This is a genomic window from Delftia sp. DS1230 (assembly GCF_040112715.1).
Taxonomy (GTDB): domain Bacteria; phylum Pseudomonadota; class Gammaproteobacteria; order Burkholderiales; family Burkholderiaceae_C; genus Comamonas; species Comamonas tsuruhatensis.
On sequence record NZ_CP157763.1, the window covers coordinates 4458002 to 4479043 of the forward strand.

Annotated in this window: 16 protein-coding genes; 4 read left to right on the forward strand and 12 right to left on the reverse strand. The window is 68.7% G+C overall.

Going from position 1 to position 21042, the window contains the following annotated elements; translation table 11 throughout:
- Window positions 1-13: 13 nt before the first annotated feature.
- From cydB to AAN986_RS20195, 12 genes are all read right to left on the reverse strand, one after another.
- The gene (gene cydB / locus AAN986_RS20140; RefSeq protein WP_016450182.1) at window positions 14-1165 is read right to left on the reverse strand and encodes a cytochrome d ubiquinol oxidase subunit II; all 1152 of its coding nucleotides are present in this window, start codon (window positions 1163-1165) and stop codon (window positions 14-16) included.
- Window positions 1166-1183: 18 nt separating this feature from the next.
- Window positions 1184-2770 carry a cytochrome ubiquinol oxidase subunit I gene (locus AAN986_RS20145; RefSeq protein WP_047218619.1) on the reverse strand — a complete coding sequence of 529 codons (1587 nt, stop codon included), beginning with the start codon at window positions 2768-2770 and terminating at the stop codon, window positions 1184-1186.
- A gap of 41 nt (window positions 2771-2811) precedes the next feature.
- Window positions 2812-4497 carry an ATP-binding cassette domain-containing protein gene (locus tag AAN986_RS20150; protein WP_047218620.1) on the reverse strand — a complete coding sequence of 562 codons (1686 nt, stop codon included), beginning with the start codon at window positions 4495-4497 and terminating at the stop codon, window positions 2812-2814.
- On the reverse strand, window positions 4494-6134 hold the full coding sequence (gene cydD / locus AAN986_RS20155; RefSeq protein WP_047218621.1) for a thiol reductant ABC exporter subunit CydD: 1641 nt from the start codon (window positions 6132-6134) through the stop codon (window positions 4494-4496). The genes AAN986_RS20150 and cydD overlap by 4 nt, the downstream gene beginning before the upstream one ends.
- Window positions 6135-6426: 292 nt before the next feature.
- The gene (locus tag AAN986_RS20160) at window positions 6427-7386 is read right to left on the reverse strand and encodes a nitronate monooxygenase family protein (protein WP_012204314.1); all 960 of its coding nucleotides are present in this window, start codon (window positions 7384-7386) and stop codon (window positions 6427-6429) included.
- 60 nt (window positions 7387-7446) lie between these two features.
- A complete protein-coding gene (locus AAN986_RS20165; RefSeq protein ID WP_043792228.1) occupies window positions 7447-9237 on the reverse strand; it encodes an acyl-CoA dehydrogenase in 1791 nt (596 codons plus the stop codon).
- 97 nt (window positions 9238-9334) lie between these two features.
- The gene (locus AAN986_RS20170) at window positions 9335-10477 is read right to left on the reverse strand and encodes an ABC transporter substrate-binding protein (protein ID WP_016450177.1); all 1143 of its coding nucleotides are present in this window, start codon (window positions 10475-10477) and stop codon (window positions 9335-9337) included.
- 155 nt (window positions 10478-10632) lie between these two features.
- On the reverse strand, window positions 10633-11565 hold the full coding sequence (locus tag AAN986_RS20175; RefSeq protein ID WP_198129397.1) for an electron transfer flavoprotein subunit alpha/FixB family protein: 933 nt from the start codon (window positions 11563-11565) through the stop codon (window positions 10633-10635).
- A gap of 14 nt (window positions 11566-11579) precedes the next feature.
- The gene (locus AAN986_RS20180; RefSeq protein ID WP_012204310.1) at window positions 11580-12329 is read right to left on the reverse strand and encodes an electron transfer flavoprotein subunit beta/FixA family protein; all 750 of its coding nucleotides are present in this window, start codon (window positions 12327-12329) and stop codon (window positions 11580-11582) included.
- Window positions 12330-12538: 209 nt separating this feature from the next.
- Window positions 12539-13828 carry a mechanosensitive ion channel domain-containing protein gene (locus AAN986_RS20185; RefSeq protein ID WP_047218702.1) on the reverse strand — a complete coding sequence of 430 codons (1290 nt, stop codon included), beginning with the start codon at window positions 13826-13828 and terminating at the stop codon, window positions 12539-12541.
- Window positions 13829-13920: 92 nt separating this feature from the next.
- A complete protein-coding gene (locus AAN986_RS20190) occupies window positions 13921-14730 on the reverse strand; it encodes an enoyl-CoA hydratase (protein ID WP_047218703.1) in 810 nt (269 codons plus the stop codon).
- 17 nt (window positions 14731-14747) lie between these two features.
- On the reverse strand, window positions 14748-15653 hold the full coding sequence (locus tag AAN986_RS20195; RefSeq protein WP_047218704.1) for a histone deacetylase family protein: 906 nt from the start codon (window positions 15651-15653) through the stop codon (window positions 14748-14750).
- Window positions 15654-15743: 90 nt separating this feature from the next.
- Between AAN986_RS20195 and AAN986_RS20200 the strand changes: the two genes are divergently transcribed.
- The 4 genes from AAN986_RS20200 to mltB are packed head-to-tail and all read left to right on the forward strand — an operon-like array spanning window position 15744 to window position 21038.
- A complete protein-coding gene (locus AAN986_RS20200) occupies window positions 15744-16664 on the forward strand; it encodes an AAA family ATPase (RefSeq protein ID WP_013803463.1) in 921 nt (306 codons plus the stop codon).
- Window positions 16664-17698 (forward strand): DUF58 domain-containing protein, encoded by a 1035-nt coding sequence (locus tag AAN986_RS20205; RefSeq protein ID WP_047218705.1) that lies wholly within the window; start codon window positions 16664-16666, stop codon window positions 17696-17698. Before AAN986_RS20200 ends, AAN986_RS20205 begins: the two co-directional genes overlap by 1 nt.
- Window positions 17695-19863 carry a DUF3488 and transglutaminase-like domain-containing protein gene (locus AAN986_RS20210; protein WP_047218706.1) on the forward strand — a complete coding sequence of 723 codons (2169 nt, stop codon included), beginning with the start codon at window positions 17695-17697 and terminating at the stop codon, window positions 19861-19863. Before AAN986_RS20205 ends, AAN986_RS20210 begins: the two co-directional genes overlap by 4 nt.
- Window positions 19860-21038: a lytic murein transglycosylase B gene (gene mltB / locus AAN986_RS20215; protein ID WP_047218743.1), complete on the forward strand. Its 1179-nt coding sequence runs from the start codon at window positions 19860-19862 to the stop codon at window positions 21036-21038. The genes AAN986_RS20210 and mltB overlap by 4 nt, the downstream gene beginning before the upstream one ends.
- Window positions 21039-21042 lie beyond the last annotated feature (4 nt).

Genomic DNA, 21042 nt, shown 5'->3' on the forward strand with positions numbered 1-21042 from the left:
TTGATTCGGTGGATCAGTACGAGTGGCCGCGGCCCTCGATGATGGCCATCGGGTCGACCTTGCCGCGCAGCACGCTGTAGACCCAGCTGGTGTAGGCCACGATGAGGGGCACGAAGATCAGCGCGCACACCAGCATGATGAACAGCGTCACATGGCTGGACGAAGAGTCCCAGACCGTGAGGCTGTGCTGCGGGTTGAGCGACGAGGGCAGGATGAACGGGAACATGGACGCCCCCACGCTGGCGATGATGCCGGCAATGCCCAGGCCGCTGGACAGCAGGGCCAGCCACTCGCGGCGCAGCCACAGGCCCAGCGCCGCCAGCAGCGGCATCAGCAGGCCGATGGCCGGCACGGCCCAGAGCACGGGCCGGGCCTGGTAGTTGGCAAACCAGGCGCCCGCCTGCAGCGCAGCCGTCTTGAACAGCGGGTTGGACGGTCCGGTGGTGTTGACCTCGCTGGTGATGCGGTAGCCGTTGAGCGCGGCCAGCCACACGCCGGCCGCCGCGAACAGCACCGTGGTGGCGACGGCCGCCACCATGCCGAGGCGGCGCGCGCGCGCGGCCACATCGCCCTCGGTCTTGAACACCAGCCAGGACGCACCATGCATGAGCAGCATGCACAGCGAGACCAAGCCGGCCAGCAGCGCAAACGGGTTGAGCAGGCCGAAGAACGTGCCCTCGTAGTAGATGCGCATGTCGGGCGCCAGGCGGAAGGGCACGCCCTGCAGCACATTGCCCAGGGCCACGCCGAAGATCAGCGCGGGCACCACGCCGGCCATGCACAGCACGGCATCCCAGCGCGCGCGCCAGGCCGGCTCCTCGCGCTTGCTGCGGAACTTGAAGGCCACGGGCCGCAGGATCAGCGCCACCAGCGCCGCGAACATGGCCAGGTAAAAGCCCGAGAACGAGACCGCGTACAGCTGCGGCCAGGCCGCAAAGATGGCGCCGCCGCCCAGGATGAGCCAGACCTGGTTGCCTTCCCAGACCGGGCCCAGAGAGTTGATGACGACGCGGCGCTCCACGTCGGTCCTGGCCGCCAGCGGCAGCAGCGCGGCAGCGCCCAGGTCAAAGCCATCGGTGACGGCAAAGGCGATGAGCAGCACGCCCAGCAGGCCCCACCACAGCAGGCGCAGGACGTCGTAGCTGATCAGTTCGTGAAGAATCATGGTGACAATCTCCCTTGGTCATTGCCCGCGGGCGAGTTTTTGCATCAGAGGGAAGTAGGTGGTCAGGTGCGGTGCGCTTTCCTCCTGCGGTCCCTTGCGGATGGCCTTCACCATGAGCTTCATCTCGATGACGAAGAGCACGGAGTAGATGGCGATGAAGCCTGCAATCGTCAGCAGCAGCGTGCCCGCGCCCAGGTTGGAGACGGCCAGCGCCGTGGGCAGCACGCCTTCGATGATCCAGGGCTGGCGGCCCACCTCGGCCACGATCCAGCCGCACTCGGCCGCGATCCAGGGCAGGGGAATGGCGATCACGGCCAGCTTGAGCATCCACGGATGGGCGTCCAGCCTGCGCCGCACCGACAGCCAGAAGAACGCGGCCGTGAGCGCGATGAAGAACATGCCCAGCCCCACCATGATGCGGAAGGCCCAGAACAGCGGCCCCACGGCCGGCACGGTGTCCCAGGCGGCCTGGGCGATCTGCGCGTCCGTGGCCTGGCGCGGGTCGTCCACGTAGCGCTTGAGCAGCAGCGCGTAGCCCAGTTGCCCGCCCTTGTCCTCGAAGACGGCCTTGGCCTCGGCCGGCACCTGGCCCGTGGGGACGGCGGCGCGGATGGCCTCCAGCGCGCCATAGGCCTCGATGCCGTTGCGGATGTACTGCTCGGTGCGCTGGACCAGGTCGTTGATGCCGGGGATCTCGGTGGTCAGCGAGCGCGTGCCGATCAGGCCCATGACCCAGGGAATGTGAACGGCGTAGTGCGTCTCCCGTGCGGCCTTGTCGGGAAAGCCGAAGGCCGTGAAGGCGGCCGGTGCGGGCTCGGTGTCCCACATGGCCTCGATGGCGGCCAGCTTCATCTTCTGGTGCTCCGACGACAGGTAGCCGCTTTCATCGCCCAGCACCACCACCGACAGCGCGGCGGCCAGGCCGAACGAGGTGGCCACCGTCATGGAGCGGCGCGCCAGCTGGATGTGCCGGCCCTTGAGCAGATACCAGGCCGAAACGCCCAGCACGAAGATGGCCGCCGTCACGTAGCCTGCCGAGACCGTGTGCACGAACTTGGCCTGGGCCACGGGGTTGGTCAGCACCGCGAAGAAGTCGGTGACCTCCATGCGCATGGTCTGCGGGTTGAACGCCGCGCCCACGGGGTTTTGCATCCAGCCGTTGGCGATCAGGATCCACAGCGCCGAGAAGTTCGAGCCCAGGGCCACGCACCAGGTGGTCACCAGATGGCCGACCTTGCTCAGGCGGTCCCAGCCGAAGAAGAACAGGCCCACGAAGGTGGCTTCCAGGAAGAAGGCCATCAGCCCCTCGATGGCCAGCGGCGCGCCGAAGATGTCGCCCACGTAGTGGCTGTAGTAGCTCCAGTTCATGCCGAACTGGAACTCCATCACGATGCCCGTGGCCACGCCCATGGCGAAGTTGATGCCGAACAACGTGCCCCAGAACTTCGTCATGTCGCGCCAGATGGTGCGGCCCGTCATCACGAAGACGGTCTCCATGATGGCGATGATCACGGCCAGGCCGATGGTCAGCGGCACGAACAGGAAGTGGTAGAGCGCCGTTACCGCGAACTGCAGCCGCGATAGATCGACGATGTCGAGGTCCATGGTGAGATCCTTTCTCTCGGGGTACTTGGTGAAATCCTTGATCAGCCGTCCTGCCGCAGGCGCGCCAGGGCCGCCTCGAACGGCGGTGTGCCGCGCAGCGCCTCGGACACCACGCGGCCCTGCTCCACCCACAGCAGCCGGTCGGCCAGTTGCGCCTCCCTCAGCTTGTGGGTGGCCAGCACCAGGGTGCGGCCCCGGGCTGCGCTGTCCAGCCGCACCAGCAGGTCGGCGGCCGTGCGTGCATCCAGGCCCTCGGTCACTTCGTCCAGCAGCCAGCAGCGCGCGGGGCTCAGCAGCAGCCGCGCCAGCGCCAGGCGCCGTGCCTGGCCGCCGGACAGGCCCAGCCCGCCCTCGCCCAGCCGCGTGTCCAGGCCCTGCGCCATGGCGCGCACATCGCCGGCCAGCCCGGCGACTTCCAGCGCCGCCCACAGCGTGTCCTCGGCGGCCTCGGGGCAGGCCAGCAAAAGGTTGTCGCGCAGGCTGTCCTCGAACAGTTCGGTGCGCTGCGTCATCCAGGTGCAGCGCCGGGCACGCACGGCGCCGGCCAGTGGCTGGAGCTCGCCGGCCATCAGGGACAGCAGCGTGGTCTTGCCCGCGCCGCTGGCGCCCAGCAGGGCGACACGCTCGCCCTCGGCGATACGGATGTCCTGGGCCAGCACGGCGGCACGGGGTGCCACGACCTGCTCCAGCTCAACCGCCAAGCCTTGCCTGGGCGCAGCCGGTTCGCAGGCGCCTTGCGCAGCGCCATCGCGCAGGGCAGGCGCCAGCCGGCGCGCGGCCAGCCAGCTGCGGCCGGCCTCCAGCGCGCCACGGCGCAATGCCGCAAAGGGCTCCATGGCCGTCAGCGCCAGCAACAGGGCCAGCGCAGCCACGGGGGCGCCCAGCAGGCCGGCCTCGGCCAGCCAGCCTACGGCCAGCAGCACACCGGCCAGGGCCAGGGCGCCGCACAGGCCTTGCACGAAGGAAGTTCGGGCCTCCAGGCCGTGGAGTGCGGCGTCGGCCTCGGCCACGCGGGCGTCCAGGGCGGCAATGCGTTCGCAATGCGCGGCCAGGGTGCCGGCCATGGCCAGCTCCGCCTGCCCGGCCATCAGGTCGGCCGTGCGGGCGCGCAGGGACTCCAGCGCCAGCGCGCGGCGCACGGCGGGCCGGCGCGCACTGCGGGCCAGCCACAGGGCGCTGCCCAGGCCCGTGGCCAGCAGCCACGCAGCCAAGGCCAGGCCCAGCCACCAGCGCATCAGTCCCAGCGCAAGGGCGGCTACCAGCGTGGCACCCGTGGCGGCCAGCAAGGGCACGAACAGGCGCAGGTACAGGCTGTCCAGCGCATCCACGTCGGCCGTCAGCCGCTGCAGCAGGCGCGCGGGCCGCAGGCGCAGGCTCAGGGCGGCGGCGGGAGTGGCCCAGCTGCGCAGCAGCCGCTCGCGCAGGGCGGCCAGCACGGCCAGGGTGGCGTCATGGGTGACCAGCCGTTCGGCATAGCGGGTGCCCGTGCGGCCCAGGGCCAGCAGGCGGATACCGGCCGAGGGCATGAAGACGTCGAAGACGATGGCCGTGGCCGGCACCAGCCCGGCCAGCGCCGTGGCCGTGATGAACCAGCCCGACAGGCCCAGCAGCGCCATGCCCATGAGCACCGTGAGCAGGGCCAGCAGCGCGCCGCCCAGCCACAGGCGGCAGGGCGCCATGCGCGCCAGGGCGGCAAGCACGGGCCGGAGGGTGGAGCGGGGCTTCATGCGGCCAGCTCCTGCGGGGCGGCATGGCCCGCCAGCTCCACCACGCGGTGCATGGCGGCGGCCAGCTCGGCATCGTGGGTGGCGACGATCAGCGTGCGCCCGCGTGCCAGTTGCAGCAGGGCATCGGTGACCTGGGCGGCCGTGGCCGGGTCCAGGTGGGCCGTGGGTTCATCGACCAGCAGCAGGCCTGCATCGCGCGACAGGGCCAGGCGCGCCAGTGCCAGGCGCACGATCTCCCCGCCCGACAGGCCGGCTCCGCCCTCGCCCAGCGTGGCGCCGGCACGGGCCTCGGCCAGCTTGCCCAGACCGGCCAGCCGCAAGGCCTGGCGTAGCTCGCCGAAGGTGAATCCCGGGCGGCCCAGCCGGAGGTTTTCGGCCACCGAGCCGGCGAACACATGGGGGCTCTGCCCCATCCAGGCCATGCGCGCGCGCAGCCGTCCGGCCGATTCGCCGTCGAGCAGCTGGCCGTCGATATGGATGCGCCCAGGCTCGGCCACCGGCAGCAGGCCGGCAATCTGCGCCAGCAGCAGCGACTTTCCGCTGCCGCTGGGGCTCCACAGCGCCACATGCTCGCCAGGCCGCACGTCCAGCGTGAGCGCCGGCAGCGTGACCGCGCCGCCTGGCGCCTGGGGCCGCACCTGCTCCAGGTGCAGGGCGCAGGCCTGGCCGGCCGCCCTGCCGGGCGCAGCCAGTGCGCCCGGCAGCGGCTGCGCATCGCGGCCCAGCTCGCCCAGGGCTTGCAGTGCGGCCTCGCCGCTGGCGCGGTCGTGCCAGACGGCAGACAGCTCACGCAGGGGATCGAAGAAGCTGGGCGCCAGCAGCAGCACGAACAGCGCCTGGCCCAGGCTCAGTGTCTGGCCCCAGCTGCCAAAGGGCAGATGGCCCAGCAGGTGAAACCCCACGTAGACGGCCACCATGGCCACGCCCAGGGCCGAGAACAGCTCCAGCACCGCGGAGGACAGAAAGGCGATGCGCAGCACGCGCATGCTGCGTTCGCGCAGGGATTCGGCATTGGCGCGCAGCCGCTGCGCCGTGGCATCCACCGCGCCCAGGGCGCGCAGGGTGGACAGGCCGCGCAGCCGGTCGAGCAGGAAGGCATTCATGCCGCCCAGCTCCACCATCTGCGCCTGGCTGGCCGCCTTGGCGCGCCAGCCGACGATGGCCATGAACAGCGGGATCAGCGGTGCGGCCACCACCAGGATCAGCGCCACCACCCAGCTCTGGCTGGCCACGGCCAGCGCAATCACCAGCGGCACGGTGCGCACGCGCCACATGGCGGTCTGGTAGCGCGACAGCCAGGGCACGATGGCCTCGGCCTGCTCGGCCATGGCGCTGGCCGCCTGGCCCGAGGCCGCGCGCTGGCGGTCCAGCGGCGAGGTGCCCGCCAGCGTGCGCAGCACCTGCGCGCGCAGCGCGCTCACCAGGCTGCGTGCCTGCAGATTGGCGCGGCGTGTGCCGCTGGCATCGCACCAGGCGCGCAACCCGCCCAGCAGTGCCACGCCGGCCGCGAGCTGCCACATTGGCCACAGCGGCTCTCTGCCCGCGCCATCGGCCATGGACTGCACGGCCAACGCCAGCAGCAGCGCCTGGGGCAGCCACAGCAGCGAGGCCAGCACCAGGCGCCCCGTACCCGCCATCGGACGACGCGCCAGCTGGTGGAACTCAGGCAATGACGGGGTACAAGGTTTGTTCATTTATTCTGTAATTTCAGTATTTACTGAAATTACGCAAAGAATTCTAAACAAACTTGCTCCAGGCAAGTCGCTCGTAGGGGGAAGCCGAGTGAAGCAGTCAAGCGTGCGCAAGGGGTTTTGCGCAAACAACTTCGAGGACCGGACCCGCACAGCGTGGGTAATACCCAAAGAAAACGGCGCCCGAAGGCGCCGTCTGGCAGAGTAGGAGAAGAGCCCGTCCTGGGCTCTGCCGACCTTACGGGGTGGACAGCAGGCGGTCGCGCGCCTGGTTGTATTCACGCTTGAGACGCTCCACCAGCTCGCCCGCACCCGTGACTTCGCGAATGGCGCCAATGCCCTGGCCGCAGCCCCAGATGTCCTTCCAGGCCTTCTTGGCGTCGCCGCCGAAGTTCATCTTGCTGGGGTCCGACTCGGGCAGGTTGTCGGGGTCCAGGCCAGCCGCGCGGATGGACGGCGCCAGGTAGTTGCCGTGCACGCCCGTGAACAGGTTGCTGTAGACGATGTCGTCGGACGTGCCGTCCACGATGGCCTGCTTGTAGGCGTCGTGCGCACGCGCCTCATGCGTGGCGATGAAGGCCGAGCCGATATAGGCGAAGTCCGCACCCATGGCCTGGGCCGCGAGGATGGCACCGCCCGAGGCGATGGAGCCCGACAGCGCCACGGGGCCGTCGAACCATTCGCGGATCTCCTGGATCAGCGCGAACGGGCTCTTGACACCCGCATGGCCTCCCGCGCCCGCCGCCACGGCAATCAGGCCGTCGGCCCCCTTTTCGATGGCCTTGTGCGCGAACTTGTTGTTGATGATGTCGTGCAGCACCACGCCGCCCCAGCTGTGCACGGCCTGGTTCACGTCCTCGCGCGCACCCAGGCTGGTGATGACGATGGGCACCTTGTACTTGGCGCACATCTGCATGTCGTGCTCGAGCCGGTCATTGCTCTTGTGCACGATCTGGTTGATGGCGAACGGCGCCGAGGGCCGGTCCGGATGGGCCTTGTCCCAGGCGGCCAGGGTCTCGGTGATCTCGGCCAGCCAGTCTTCGAGCTGCTCGGCCGGGCGCGCGTTGAGCGCGGGCATGGAACCCACGATGCCGGCCTGGCACTGGGCGATCACGAGCTTGGGGTTGCTGATGATGAACAGCGGCGAGCCGATCACTGGCAGGGCCAGTTTCTTCAGCGCCGGGGGAAGCTTGGACATGCGTTGTCTCCGTTGGTTCTCGGTATCTCTGTCTGCGTTGTGCCTTGCGGGAGCGCCGGGTCAGAAGGCGTCCATGGGCAGTGCCATCACGCTGCCTGCGCCGTGCACGATGGCATCGCGCAGGCCCGCCGCCTTGACGAGGATGTGCTCGGCATAAAAGCGCGCCGTCGCAATCTTCGCGCGCATGAAGGCCTCGTCCTGTCCCTTGTGCAACAGCTGCTCGGCCGCCAGCAGGGCGCGGCCCATCTGCCAGCCTGCGACGAGGTTGCCCGCCAGCATCAGGTAGGGAACGCTGCCGGCGTACACGGCATTGGGCTCGGCCTTGGCCTGGCCCGAGACGAAGTGCACCGCCTCCACGAAGGCCTGGCGCGCGGCGGCCAGCTGGCGGGCCACGGCCAGTGCCTCGGGCGTGCCGCTGGCGGCCAGCTCGGCCTCGGTCTTCTCGATCTGGCCCGCAATGGCCAGCGCGGTCTGGCCGCCATCGCGCGCCGTCTTGCGGCCCACCAGGTCATTGGCCTGGATGGCGGTCGTGCCTTCGTAGATGGTCAGGATCTTGGCGTCGCGGTAGTACTGGGCGGCGCCCGTCTCCTCGATGAAGCCCATGCCGCCGTGCACCTGAACGCCCAGGCTGGTGACTTCCAGGCTCATCTCGGTGCTGTAGCCCTTGACCAGGGGAACCATGAATTCATAGAAGGCCGCATTGGCCTCGCGCACCTGGGCATCGGCATGGTGGTGGGCTGCGTCGTAGGCCGCGGCGGCCGTGGCCGCCATGGCGCGGCAGCCCTCGGTGTAGGCGCGCATGGTCATGAGCATGCGGCGCACATCGGGGTGGTGGATGATGGTGGCGCTGGCCTTGACGCTGCCGTCCACGGGGCGGCTTTGCACGCGCTCGCGGGCATAGGCCACGGCATGCTGGTAGGAGCGCTCGGCCACGGCAATGCCCTGCACGCCCACGGCGTAGCGGGCCGCGTTCATCATGATGAACATGTATTCGAGGCCACGGTTTTCCTCGCCCACCAGGTAACCGATGGCGCCCCCGTTGTCGCCGTACTGCAGCACGGCCGTGGGCGAGGCCTTGATGCCCATCTTGTGCTCGATGCTCACGCAGTGCACATCGTTGCGCGCGCCCAGCGAGCCATCCTTGTTGACCAGGAACTTGGGCACCACGAACAGGCTGATGCCCTTGACGCCCTCGGGCGCCCCGGCCACGCGGGCCAGCACCAGATGGACGATGTTCTCGGCCATGTCGTGCTCGCCATAGGTGATGAAGATCTTGGTGCCGAAGACCTTGTAGCTGCCATCGGGCTGCGGCTCGGCCTTGGTGCGCACCAGGGCCAGGTCGGAGCCGGCCTGGGGCTCGGTCAGGTTCATGGTGCCGGTCCACTCGCCGGTCACCAGCTTCTCGAGATAGGTGGCCTTGAGCTCATCGCTGCCGGCCGTCAGCAGGGCCTCGATGGCGCCGTCGGTCAGCAGCGGGCACAGCGCAAAGCTCAGGTTGGCGCTGTTGAGCATTTCCACGCAGGCCGCGCCAATCGTCTTGGGCAGGCCCTGGCCGCCAAAATCCTGCGGATGCTGCAGGCCCTGCCAGCCGCCTTCGGCGTACTGGCGAAAGGCTTGCTTGAAGCCCGCCGTGGTGGTGACCACGCCGTCCTTGAGGCTGGAAGGCGCCACGTCGCCCGGCAGGTTCAGCGGCGCCACCACGCCTTCGCACAGCTTGGCGCATTCCTCCAGCACGGCCTGGGCGGTCTCGAGGCCAGCCTCCTCGAAACCGGGCAACTGTGCCACCTGGTCGATCTGCGCCAGATGCTCCATGGCGAACAGCATGTCTTTGAGGGGAGCCGAGTAAGTCATTGTTGAACCTTCCTGAACAGAGCCTGGACCGCCGGCGCGCAGCGCGCGGCGACCTGGGACAGCGGGCGCGCCGCCACGGCACTACTGCATTGCTGCGTTATTGCGTGACGCGACCCGATGCGTTGACGATGGACAAATCCACGAATTTCGAGCCCGCCTGCGAGCCCGGACGATAGGTAACCCAGTAGCCGCCCAGATCGAAGGCGTCCAGGCCGCGCAGCGAAGCGGCCAGCTTCTCGCGCGTCAGCGGCTGGGTGCGGCGCATGGCCTCCACGATGACGCGGGCGTTCACATAGCCTTCCATCATGGCGTAGCTGACCGGCACGGTCAGCGACTTGCCGGCAGCGGTGGCCGCGTCCCTGAACTCCTTGTTCAGGCGCATGGTCACCTTGTAGGGACTGGGCACGACCTGGGCAATGGACAGGCCGCTCATGAACTCCACGGGCAGGCGCTTGGCCAGTTGCTCGATATCGGCTTCCGATGTCGCGTAGATCTGGGCCGTGCCGCCCGCCATGCGGTACGCCTCGACGAAGGCCGAGGTCACGGGGCTGGAGGCCACCACCATCACGGCCTGCGCCGAAGGCTGGGCCTTTTGCAACTGGGACACGGCCTTGTCCATGGCGCCCTTGCCCGTGCTCAGCGAGGCGCTGACCACCAGCTTGGCCTTGGAAGGCGCAATCGCCTTGTCCACAAGTTCAGCCACGGCCTTGGCATCCGGGCGCTCGTCATGCAGCAGGGCCAGGCGCGTGATGCCCACGGTGGCCAGGTGCGAGGCGATCTTGGCCATTTCCTCGGGCAGGTTGGCGCGCGTGCTGAAGATCTGGGGATGGCTCAGCACCCGCGTGTCCGTGCTCTGGTAACCCACCAGGGAGATCTGGGACTGGTCGAGCAGCTTGCTGTCCAGCAGCGAAGCCATGTTGCGGTTGCCGAAATAGCCGGCCAGCACCACGGGTTTGGACTCGTCCAGCAGCTTGCGGGTCTTGTCCACGGTTTCATCGGGGTGGCCCACATCGTCCACCGTGACCAGTTGCACGGGCTGGCCCTGCACGCCGCCGGCCTTGTTGATCTGGTCGAAGTACAGGCGCATGCCCTGGGCATAGGCCCGGCCCTGCGTCGCGCCGGCTCCCGACATGGGTGCCACCTGCCCCACCACCCAGGCATTGGCCTCGGCGGCCAGCGCCATGGCGCCACAGACAAAGGCCACGGCCGTGCGGGCCAGGCGCAAGCGCATCATCTTCATTTCAATCTCCCTCTCGGTTCATGCCATTGCCAGCACCCGCTGGCGGCCAAAGCCGTTGTTGTAGTCGTTGCCGCGAACCATGACCAGCGGGCCATCCCGGCATCCGTCACGGAAAAAGAGGGGCCTTGTGCCCCTCATTTTTCAGCTTTGGTCGCTTACAGCGCCTGCACCAGCTCGGGCACGGCCTGGAACAGGTCGGCCTCCAGGCCGTAGTCGGCCACCGAGAAGATCGGTGCCTCGGGATCCTTGTTGATCGCCACGATCACCTTGGAGTCCTTCATGCCGGCCAAGTGCTGGATGGCGCCCGAGATGCCCAGGGCGATGTACAGCTGCGGAGCGACGATCTTGCCGGTCTGGCCGACCTGCAGGTCGTTGGGCGCATAGCCCGCATCCACCGCAGCGCGCGAAGCGCCGATGGCCGCGCCCAGCTTGTCGGCCAGGGGCGTGATGACTTCCTGGAACTTCTCGCTGCTGCCCAGCGCGCGGCCGCCGGAGACGATGATCTTGGCGGCCGTCAGCTCGGGGCGGTCGCTCTTGGTCACTTCACGGCCCACGAAGCTGCTCTTGCCGCTGTCGCCAGCGGCCGCCAGCTGCTCCACCTGGGCGCTGCCGCCCGTGGTGGCCGCTGCGTCAAAGCCCGTGCCGCGCACGGTGATGACCTTGATCTTGTCGCTGCTTTGCACCGTGGCAATGGCGTTGCCTGCGTAGATGGGGCGCTCGAAGGTGTCGGCGCTGTCCACCTTGGTGATGTCGCTGATCTGGGCCACGTCCAGCTTGGCGGCCACGCGCGGCGCGGCGTTCTTGCCGCTGGCGGTGGCGGGGAACAGGATATGGCTGTAGTTCGAGGCAATCGCCAGCACTTGCGCTGCGATGTTCTCGGCGAGGCTGTCCTTCAGGCTGGCGCCGTCGGCGTGGATGACCTTGGCAACGCCAGCGATCTGGGCCGCAGCCTGCGCAGCGGCGCCGGCATTCTCGCCCGCCACCAGCACATGCACGTCGCCGCCGCAGGCCAGGGCCGCAGTGACGGTGTTGAGCGTGGCGCTCTTGATGGAAGCGTTGTCGTGTTCTGCAATAACGAGGGATGTCATGTCTGCGAATTCCTTTAGATGACCTTGGCTTCGTTCTTGAGCTTGCTGACCAGGGTCGCCACATCGGGCACCTTCACGCCAGCGCCGCGCTTGGCGGGCTCGGCCACCTTGAGCGTCTTCAGGCGCGGGGCGACATCGACGCCCAGCTCTTCAGGCTTGACCGTGTCCAGCTGCTTTTTCTTGGCCTTCATGATGTTGGGCAGCGTGACGTAGCGCGGCTCGTTCAGGCGCAAGTCGGTGGTGATGACGGCCGGCAGGCTCAGGGCCAGGGTTTCCAGGCCGCCGTCCACTTCACGGGTCACGTTGACCTTGTCGCCAGCGACTTCGACCTTGGAGGCGAAGGTGGCTTGCGGCAGGTCGGCCAGGGCCGCCAGCATCTGGCCGGTCTGGTTGGCGTCGTCGTCGATGGCCTGCTTGCCCAGGATGATCAGGCCGGGCTGCTCCTTGTCCACCAGGGCCTTGAGCAGCTTGGCGACGGCCAGGGGCTGCAGCTCCTCGGTGGTCTCCACCAGGATGCCGCGGTCGGCACCGATGGCCATGGCCGTGCGCAGGGTTTCCTGGCACTGGGCCACGCCGCAGGAGACGGCGATGACTTCGGTGGCCACGCCCTTTTCCTTGAGGCGAACGGCTTCTTCGACGGCGATTTCGTCAAAGGGGTTCATGCTCATCTTGACGTTGGCGATGTCCACGCCCGTGCCGTCCGACTTCACGCGGACCTTCACGTTGTAGTCCACCACGCGCTTGACCGGGACCAAAACCTTCATTGCAGCGGCTCCTGATTGATTGATAGATTGACGTTTACGTAAACCGAAATCATTGTATGCGGCGCTGCAGCAGCTGAGGCAGGTTTCCCTGACGGCCGAGGGCCGCATGCGCGCTCACAAAAAAGAACGATCGTGCCATTTTAAGCACGACCATTGAGATTTCCTGCAGGGGAACAGCCTGAACTCAGGGTATGCACCTAGGAATAATCCTAGCTGCTTTTCTCTGCTGCCTGGGCCGCCACGCCCCCGCGTTCGGTGATCTGCACCACCTGCCTGGGGACCGGCAGGCTCACGCCTGCGGCACGCAGGCCGCGCAGTACGGCGAGGTTGACCTCGGAGCGCACATTTCCCTGGCCATTTTGCGGGTCGTTGATGTAGTAGCTGAGACTGAACTGCAGGCCCTGCTCCACAAAGTCGACCAGAGCCACCGAAGGCGCGGGCGTCTTGAGCACGCGCGGCTGCGCGGCTGCGGCTTCGAGCAGGATGCCGCGCACCTGCTCCACATCGCTGTCCATGCCCACGACGATGTTGGTGGACAGGCCGAACTTGACGTCGAATCCGGTGAGGTTCTCCACACGCTGGGTGATCAGCGTCTCGTTGGGCACGATGGATTCGCGGCCGTTGAGCGCGCGGATGATGGTGTAGCGCGTGCGGATGTCGGTGATGCGGCCCTCGAAGCCGTCCACGCGCACGTTGTCGCCGATGCGCAGCGCACGCTCGATCAGCACCAGAAAGCCGCTGACGTAGTTGGAGGCGATCTTCTGCATGCCGAAACCCAGGCCCACGCCGATGGCGCCGCCCATGACGGACAGCGCCGTCAGGTCCACGCCCACCATGGACAGCGACACCAGCAGGCCCACCAGGATCAGCACGCTGCGCGTGATGTTCATGGCCACCTTGCGCATGGACAGGTCGCTGACCCACTGGTTGATGACCTTCTGCTCGAACAGCGTGGACAGCCAGAGCACGGCCACCATCATCAGGCCCGCCGACAGCGTGCCCTCGATCAGGTTGAGCAGGCTGACCGGCGTCTTGCCGATGTTGAACTGCAGGGCCTCCAGCTCCTCCATGACCTGCGGCAGCAGGCCGATGCTGTGCAGCACGGCTGCGCCCCAGGCCAGCCAGGAGAAGATGCGCTCGATCAGGCGCACCACGGTGGAGTGGGGGAAGGTCCGGCTGAGCACCCGCGCCACGAAGCGGATCACCGACAGGGACACCAGCAGCGACACGGCCACACGCAACCAGAACACCGTGGAAAAGCGCGCCAGGATCTCCTGGCTGGTAAAGACCAGCACCAGCGCCAGCAGCGGGAACAGGGCGCCATCGAGCGCATGGCGGCCTATCCATACGGAGGGCTTTCCATCGTTGAGATGGCCGTAGCGCGCATGCAGGCCGCGCATGGCGCCGTAGGCCAGCAGCAGGCAGGCGATGAGCACGGAGAACTCCAGCCAGGCGCTGGAGCTTTGGAAGTCGTTGATGAGCTTGTCGAAGATGTCCATGGGTCAGGGCCGTTCCGCCGCAAGGGCGCAGGCCGCCATCATCGCGCAGATCCAGGACAGGCCGACCGGACCGGGGCCTACATGCAGGTCGGTCAGCGGCCCGTCTTCCAGGCCGGTTCGCGCTTGGAGGCGAAGGCCTGGGCGCCCTCCTGGGCGTCGGCATCCATCATGTTGGCGGCCATGGTCTGGCCAGCCAGCTGGTAGGCCGCCTCGATGCCCATCTCGCGCTGCCGGTAGACCAGCGCCTTGCCCATGGCCACGGCCGCACGGGGCTTGCTGACGATGGACTGCACGAAGTGCTCGACGGCATCGTCCAGCGCCTCCTCGGCCACCACGCGGTTGACCAGGCCCTGCTCCAGCGCCTGCTGGGCGTCGATGAAGTCGCCCGTGAGCAGCATCTCCATGGCCTGCTTGGCCGGCACGTTGCGCACCAGCGGCACGCTGGGGGTGGCGCAGAACAGGCCATAGTGGATGCCGCTGGTGGCAAAGCGTGCCGCCTGCGCAGCAACGGCCAGATCGCACTGGGCCACGAGCTGGCAGCCCGCCGCCGTGGCAATGCCGTGCACGCGCGCGATCACGGGAACGGGCAGCCGGTGGATGGACAGCATCATGCGGCTGCACTGGGCGAACAGCTTCTGGTAGTAGTCCAGCTGCGGATGGGCCGCCATGTCCTTGAGGTTGTGCCCCGCGCAAAAGGCCTTTCCGGCCGCAGCCAGCACGACCACGCGCACGGACTCGTCGCGCGCCACGTCGTCCAGCTCCTGCTGCAGCTGCGTGAGCATCTGCTCGCCCAGGGCATTGAAGCGCTGCGGGTCGTTGAGCGTGAGGCGCACGACGCCGCGCGCGTCGCGCTGCACGTCGAGCAGAGGGCTGGCTTCAGAAGGAGGGGTGCTCGCGTTCATGGTGCTCCAGATCCGGTTCAGAGGTCGGCCAGCACGCGCACGTGCGCTTCCACGCTGCGCGCAAGCGGCCCCATCACGTAGCCGCCTTCCAGGCAGGAGACGATGCGCCCCTTGGAAAAGCGCCGCGCAATGTCCTTGATGCGCGAGGTGATCCAGGTGAAGTCCTGCTCGGTCATGCCCAGCTGGCCCATGTCGTCCTCGCGGTGGGCGTCGAAGCCGGCGCTGATGAAGATCAGCTCGGGCTTGAAGGCCTCCAGTCGCGGGATCCACATCATCTCGACGATCTCGCGGATGTCCATGCCCTTGGTATAGGCGGCCACCGGCACGTTGACCATGTTGGCGGCCGGGTGCTGGTCGCCGCTGAAGGGATAGAAGGGGTGCTGGAAGATGCCGCACATGAGCACACGGTCGTCGCCGGAGAGGATGTCCTCCGTGCCATTGCCGTGGTGCACGTCGAAATCGATCACGGCCACGCGCTTGAGGTGGTGGCGGCTGAGCGCGTACTTCACGCCCACGGCCACGTTGTTGAAGAAGCAAAAGCCCATGGCCTGGTGGCGCGTGGCATGGTGGCCCGGCGGGCGCACGGCGCAAAAGGCGTTCTCCAGCTCGCCGGCCATCACCGCATCGGTGGCCGCCAGCGTGGCGCCGGCCGCATGCAGGGCGGCCGAGAAGGTGTGGCTGTTGATGGAGGTGTCGGTATCGATCTGGGAGTACTCGGGGCCGCCGGCCTGCTGCTCCTCGACCAGGCGCTGTGTCAGGCCCTGCAGCGCGGCCACATGCATGCGGTCATGGGCCAGTTCGATGTCGGCCAGCGAGGCCTGGGGGGCCTCGTGCCGCTCCAGCGCATCGGCCACGCCGGTCACCAGCAGCCGGTCCTCGATGGCATCGAGCCGGGCCGGGCATTCCGGGTGCCCCGGCCCCATCTCATGCCGCCAGCACTCCCTATGGGTGAAATAACCCGTCTTGCCCACAGTGATGTCTCCGCGATGTTTTTTTTAGGATAACGTCGCGCCATGCAAGCAACACACAAGATCAAGGCGCTTCTGGATCAGCTTAACACGGTGGTTGTAGGGAAACCGGCTCAGGTCCGCGACAGTGTGGCCTGCCTGCTGGCCGGGGGACACCTGCTGCTGGAAGACGTTCCCGGCGTGGGCAAAACCACGCTGGCGCATGCGCTGGCACACAGCTTCGGGCTGCAGTTCTCGCGCGTGCAGTTCACGGCCGACCTCATGCCCAGCGACCTCACCGGCGTGTCCATCTACGAGCGCGCCAGCGAGACCTTTGTCTTCCACCCGGGCCCCGTTTTCGCCCAGGTGCTGCTGGCCGACGAAATCAACCGCGCCAGCCCCAAGACGCAGAGCGCCCTGCTCGAAGCCATGGAGGAGCGGCAGGTCTCGGCCGAGGGCCGCACGCACCGCCTGCCCGAGCCCTTCTTCGTGATCGCCACCCAGAACCCGCAGGAACAGCTGGGCACCTTCCCGCTGCCCGAAAGCCAGCTGGACCGCTTCCTGATGCGCATCAGCCTGGGCTATCCCGACCGCGCGGCCGAGCGTTCCCTGCTGTCCGGCAATGGCCGGCGCGCCCAGGCCGACGCGCTGGCACCGCTGCTGACCACGCAGGAGCTGCAGGACCTGCAGGCAGCCGTGCTCCAGGTGCATGCCAGCGATGCCCTGCTCGACTATGTGCAGGACCTGCTTGAGGCCACGCGCTCGGGCCAGTGGTTCGTGCAGGGCCTGTCGCCTCGCGCGGGCATTGCGCTGCTGCGCGCGGCCCGGGCCGTGGCCCTGATGGAAGGGCGCGACTACGTGGCGCCCGACGATGTGCAGGCCATCCTGCCGCAGACGGCGGCCCACCGCCTGGTGCCCATAGGCTCCTCCGGCCGGGGCGCCGTGGAGCAGGTGCGCGCCATGCTGGACGCCGTGGCGCTGCGCTGATGCCGGCCGCCCCCGCGTCTTCGCCCGGCGCCCCCCAGCCGGGGGCATCGCTGCGCCAGCGCTGGTCTCCGGCGCGGCGCGTGCGCCAGTGGTGGCATGCCCGCCTGCCCCGCACGGACAGCCTGAAGCTGACCCAGCGCAATGTCTACATCATGCCGTCGCGTGCAGGTTGGGCCCTGGCGCTGACGCTGTGCGTGCTGCTGGTGGCCGCCATCAACTACCAGCTCAACCTGGGTTATCTGCTGACGTTCCTGCTGGCCGGCAGCGCGGCTGCGGGCATGGTGGTCGGCCACGGCAATCTGCGCGGCCTGGCGCTGCATCTGCTGCCGCCGACTGGCAGCTTTGCCGGCCAGCCCTGCCGCTTCGACGTGGTGCTGCACAACACGCGCCGCAGCACGCGTTGGGGCATAGGCCTGGCCGTGCAGGGCGATACGGCGGCCACCGACTGGACCTGGATCGATGTCCCGGCACAGGGCAGCACCACGGCGCAACTGGCTTTCACGCCACTGCGCCGAGGCCTGCAATCGCTGCCCACGATCACGGCGGCCACACGCTACCCGCTGGGCACCTTCCGCGTCTGGGCGCTGTGGCGCGCGCAGACCCAGGCCTGGATCTACCCGGCGCCCGAACACAATCCTCCGCCCCTGCCTGCGGCCAGTGCCGATGCCGGCGGCCGCAGCGCGGCCTCCACGCGCCACGGCGACGAGTTCGATGGCGTGCGAGCCTACCGGCGCGGTGATGCGCTCAAGCTGGTGGTCTGGAAAAAGGCCGCCCAGGCCTTTGCCACGGGCAGTGACCAGCTGGTGAGCCGCGACCGCCCGCTGTCCCAGCAGCACCGCCTGTGGCTGGACGCCAAGGCCACCGGCCTGGCCGACCCCGAGGCCCGCCTCAGCCGCCTGACCGCCTGGGTGCTGGTCGCACGCCAGCAGGACCTGACCTGGGGCCTGCGCCTGCCCGACGGCCGCGAGATCGCCCCCGACCAGGGCGCGGCCCACGCCACGCTCTGCCTGGAAGCCCTGGCGGCCTGCCCATGAATCGCACGTCCATGCCCTCCTCCTTCCAAGCCATTGCGCAGCCCGCGGCCACCTGGCGCCAGCGCCTGGCCGCCCTGCCGCGCGATGCGCGCGACACCCTGTTCCTGCTGGCCGTGGTCGCCTGGGTGCTGATGCCCCAGGCCGCCCACACGCCCTGGTGGACCATGGTCTTCGTGGCCGGCCTGCTGCTGTGGCGCGGCCTGCTGGCCTGGGGCGGCCAGCCCCTGCCCGGCCGCTGGGTGCTGGGTGGATTGCTGCTGCTGGCCGTGGGCGCCACCTGGGTCTCGCACGGCACCTTTATCGGGCGCGATGCGGGCGTGACCCTGATCGTGCTGCTGCTGGCGCTCAAGACGCTGGAGCTGCGCGCCCGGCGCGATGCCATGGTGGTGTTCTTCCTGGGCTTCTTCGCGCTGCTGGCCAACTTCTTCTACTCGCAGTCCCTGCTGCTGGCCCTGGCCATGGTGCTGGGCCTGCTGGGCCTGCTCACGGCCCTGGTCAATGCCCACATGACCGCCGGCCGCCCGCCGCTGACGCAGGCGCTGCGCACGGCAGCCCTGCTGGCGCTGTGGGGTACGCCAGTGATGGTGGCGCTGTTCCTGTTCTTCCCGCGCATGGCGCCGCTGTGGGGTGTGCCCAGCAACGACCTGGCCGGCCGCAGCGGCCTGTCGGAAAACATGCGCGTGGGCTCCATGGCCTCGCTGGTGCTGGACGAAAACGTGGCCCTGCGCCTGCGCTTCGATACGCCCGATGGTGCTCCTCCGCCTGCCAACACCCTTTATTTCCGGGGGCCCGTTCTGTCGCGCTTTGACGGACAGGAATGGCAGATGGACACGGAGGCCGTTCTGGAGGACGCGCAGTTGCGCGTCTCCGGCGAGGGCGTGAGCTACCAGATGACCATAGAGCCCAGCCGCCGCCCCTGGCTGACCATGCTCGACGCCACGCCCCAGCCCCCCGAACTGCCCCAGGGCATGGGCACCGCCCGCATGACGCCCCAGCTGCAATGGCTGACCTGGCGCCCCATCACCGACGTGGTGCGCATCAGCGCCCAAAGCCATGTGCAGTTCAGCTACGGGCCGCTGCAGCCCACGCGCGCCCTGCGCCGCTACACCCAGCTGCCCGAAGGCAGCAACCCGCGCACACTGGCGCTGGCCCGGCAGATGCGCTCCGACCCGCAACTGGCCAACGCCCCGCCACGCGCCTGGGTACAGGCCGCGCTGGCGCGCCTGCGCACGGGCGGCTACACCTACACGCTGGACCCCGGCGTGGTGGACAGCGTGCACACGGCCGATGATTTCTGGTTCGACAGCAAAGAGGGATTCTGCGAGCACATCGCCTCGGCCTTCGCCGTGCTGATGCGCGGCATGGGCGTGCCTGCCCGCATCGTCACCGGCTACCAGGGCGGCGAGCGCAACCCTGTCGATGGCTACTGGACCGTGCGCAACGCCGACGCCCACGCCTGGACCGAGGTCTGGCTGGAGGACGAGGGCTGGGTGCGCATCGACCCCACCGGCGCCGTGGCCCCGTCGCGCGTGGGCGAGTTCCAGCGCCTGCGCGCGCCCCAGGGTGCCATTGCGGGCGCCGTGGGCAACTTCGTGGGCGTGGGCATGCTGCAGCAGATGCGCGCCGTGTGGGAGGCCGTCAACAACGGCTGGAACCAGTGGGTGCTCAACTACACGCAAAGCCGCCAGCTGGACCTGCTCAAGAACCTGGGCGTGCAGTCGCCATCGTGGGTGGACATGCTGCGCCTGCTGGGCGCGCTGGCCGGCGTGGCTGCGCTGGCCTGGCTGGCCTGGATGGCCCGCGCCCAGCGCAGCAGCCGCGATGAATGGCTGCGCCTGATGGACAGGACCCGCGCCCGGCTGCGCCGCATCGGCCTGGATGCCGAAGCCAGCCTGCCCCCGCGCGCGCTGGCAGCCCAGGTCATGGACCGCTGGGGCCAGGACGACGCCACGGCCGCCAAGGCCCTGCACGACTGGCTTCTGGACATGGAACGCCAGCGCTACGCACGCGCCCCCCAATCCGTCCCCCTATACGCACACAAATCCGCACCCGATACCCCCGGCCTGCCCGCCCTGCGACGCCAATGGCGGGCGCTGGACTGGCCACGCACTCCGCAGCCACGGCCACAAGCCGCCGCTGCCGGCCCCACGACAAGCACACCATGACCAAGCAACGACTGATCCCCTCCGCCCTGCTGCTGCTTGCGGCCGCCGCCCTGCCCTGCGGCGCGCTGGCCAGCAAGCCGGCGCCCGCCCAGACCGGCGCAGCCAAGACTGCCGCCAAGTCCACGGCCAAACCTTCCACGAAAAAGCGCGCGGCCGCTGCTGCCGCCGCCACGGCGGCAGGCGGCGCCGCCGTGGCCAGGACCGTGCATGGCAGCACGCCCTACGGCGAACGGCCTGATGCCATGCAAATGGCCGCCGACATTGCGATGCGCCATGACCTGCCGGTGGACTGGGTGCGCGACACCATCTCCCAGGCGCGCTTTCTGCCCCAGGTTCCCCGCCTGATGACGCCGGCTGCCCAGGGCACGGCCAAGAACTGGGGCGTCTACCGCAGCCGCTTTGTCGAGCCCGTGCGCATACGCGCCGGAACACGCTTTTGGCAGGCCAATGCCGCCGCGCTGGCGCGTGCCGAAAAGCAGTACGGCGTGCCGGCCGAAATCATCGTCGGCATCATCGGCGTGGAGACCATCTACGGCCAGCAGATGGGCAACTTCCGCGTGATCGACGCCCTGGCCACGCTGAGCTTCGACTTCCCCGCAGCCCACCCCCGCGCGCAGGCACGCACCGAGTACTTCCGCGGCGAGCTGGAGCAGTTCCTGCGCTTCACGCACCGCGCCGCAACGGACCCGTTCTCGCTGCGCGGCAGCTACGCGGGCGCCATGGGCATGGGCCAGTTCATGCCCAGCAGCTGGGTGAAGTGGGCGGTAGACTTCGACGGCGACGACCGCATCGACCTGTTCGGCAGCGCGGCCGACGCCATCGGCTCGGTGGCCAACTACTTTGTCGCGCATGGCTGGAAAAGCGGCATGCCCACCCACTACCCTGTGATCATGCAGGCCCAGGGCGCCGACCTGGCCGCCCTGCTGGCGCCCGACATCCTGCCCCAGTTCACGGCCGACGAGATGGCTGCGCGCGGCGTGCAACTGCCGGGCAGCGGCGCGGCCCATCAAGGGCCGCTGGCCCTGGTCAAGCTGGAAAACGGCGCGCAGGGCCAGCCGCTGTACATCGCGGGCACGGAGAACTTCTATGCCATCACGCGCTACAACTGGTCCAGCTACTACGCGCTGTCCGTGATCGAACTGGGCCAGGAAGTCGCGGCGGCCATGGGCCGCTGATCCG

Coding starts and splice junctions, on each gene's coding strand:
- cydB (WP_016450182.1), bottom strand. CDS start 1,165: ATGATTCTTCACGAACTGATCAGCTACGACGTCCTGCGCCTGCTGTGG.
- AAN986_RS20145 (WP_047218619.1), bottom strand. CDS start 2,770: ATGGACCTCGACATCGTCGATCTATCGCGGCTGCAGTTCGCGGTAACG.
- AAN986_RS20150 (WP_047218620.1), bottom strand. CDS start 4,497: ATGAAGCCCCGCTCCACCCTCCGGCCCGTGCTTGCCGCCCTGGCGCGC.
- cydD (WP_047218621.1), bottom strand. CDS start 6,134: ATGGCGGGTACGGGGCGCCTGGTGCTGGCCTCGCTGCTGTGGCTGCCC.
- AAN986_RS20160 (WP_012204314.1), bottom strand. CDS start 7,386: ATGTCCAAGCTTCCCCCGGCGCTGAAGAAACTGGCCCTGCCAGTGATC.
- AAN986_RS20165 (WP_043792228.1), bottom strand. CDS start 9,237: ATGACTTACTCGGCTCCCCTCAAAGACATGCTGTTCGCCATGGAGCAT.
- AAN986_RS20170 (WP_016450177.1), bottom strand. CDS start 10,477: ATGAAGATGATGCGCTTGCGCCTGGCCCGCACGGCCGTGGCCTTTGTC.
- AAN986_RS20175 (WP_198129397.1), bottom strand. CDS start 11,565: ATGACATCCCTCGTTATTGCAGAACACGACAACGCTTCCATCAAGAGC.
- AAN986_RS20180 (WP_012204310.1), bottom strand. CDS start 12,329: ATGAAGGTTTTGGTCCCGGTCAAGCGCGTGGTGGACTACAACGTGAAG.
- AAN986_RS20185 (WP_047218702.1), bottom strand. CDS start 13,828: ATGGACATCTTCGACAAGCTCATCAACGACTTCCAAAGCTCCAGCGCC.
- AAN986_RS20190 (WP_047218703.1), bottom strand. CDS start 14,730: ATGAACGCGAGCACCCCTCCTTCTGAAGCCAGCCCTCTGCTCGACGTG.
- AAN986_RS20195 (WP_047218704.1), bottom strand. CDS start 15,653: ATGGGGCCGGGGCACCCGGAATGCCCGGCCCGGCTCGATGCCATCGAG.
- AAN986_RS20200 (WP_013803463.1), top strand. CDS start 15,744: ATGCAAGCAACACACAAGATCAAGGCGCTTCTGGATCAGCTTAACACG.
- AAN986_RS20205 (WP_047218705.1), top strand. CDS start 16,664: ATGCCGGCCGCCCCCGCGTCTTCGCCCGGCGCCCCCCAGCCGGGGGCA.
- AAN986_RS20210 (WP_047218706.1), top strand. CDS start 17,695: ATGAATCGCACGTCCATGCCCTCCTCCTTCCAAGCCATTGCGCAGCCC.
- mltB (WP_047218743.1), top strand. CDS start 19,860: ATGACCAAGCAACGACTGATCCCCTCCGCCCTGCTGCTGCTTGCGGCC.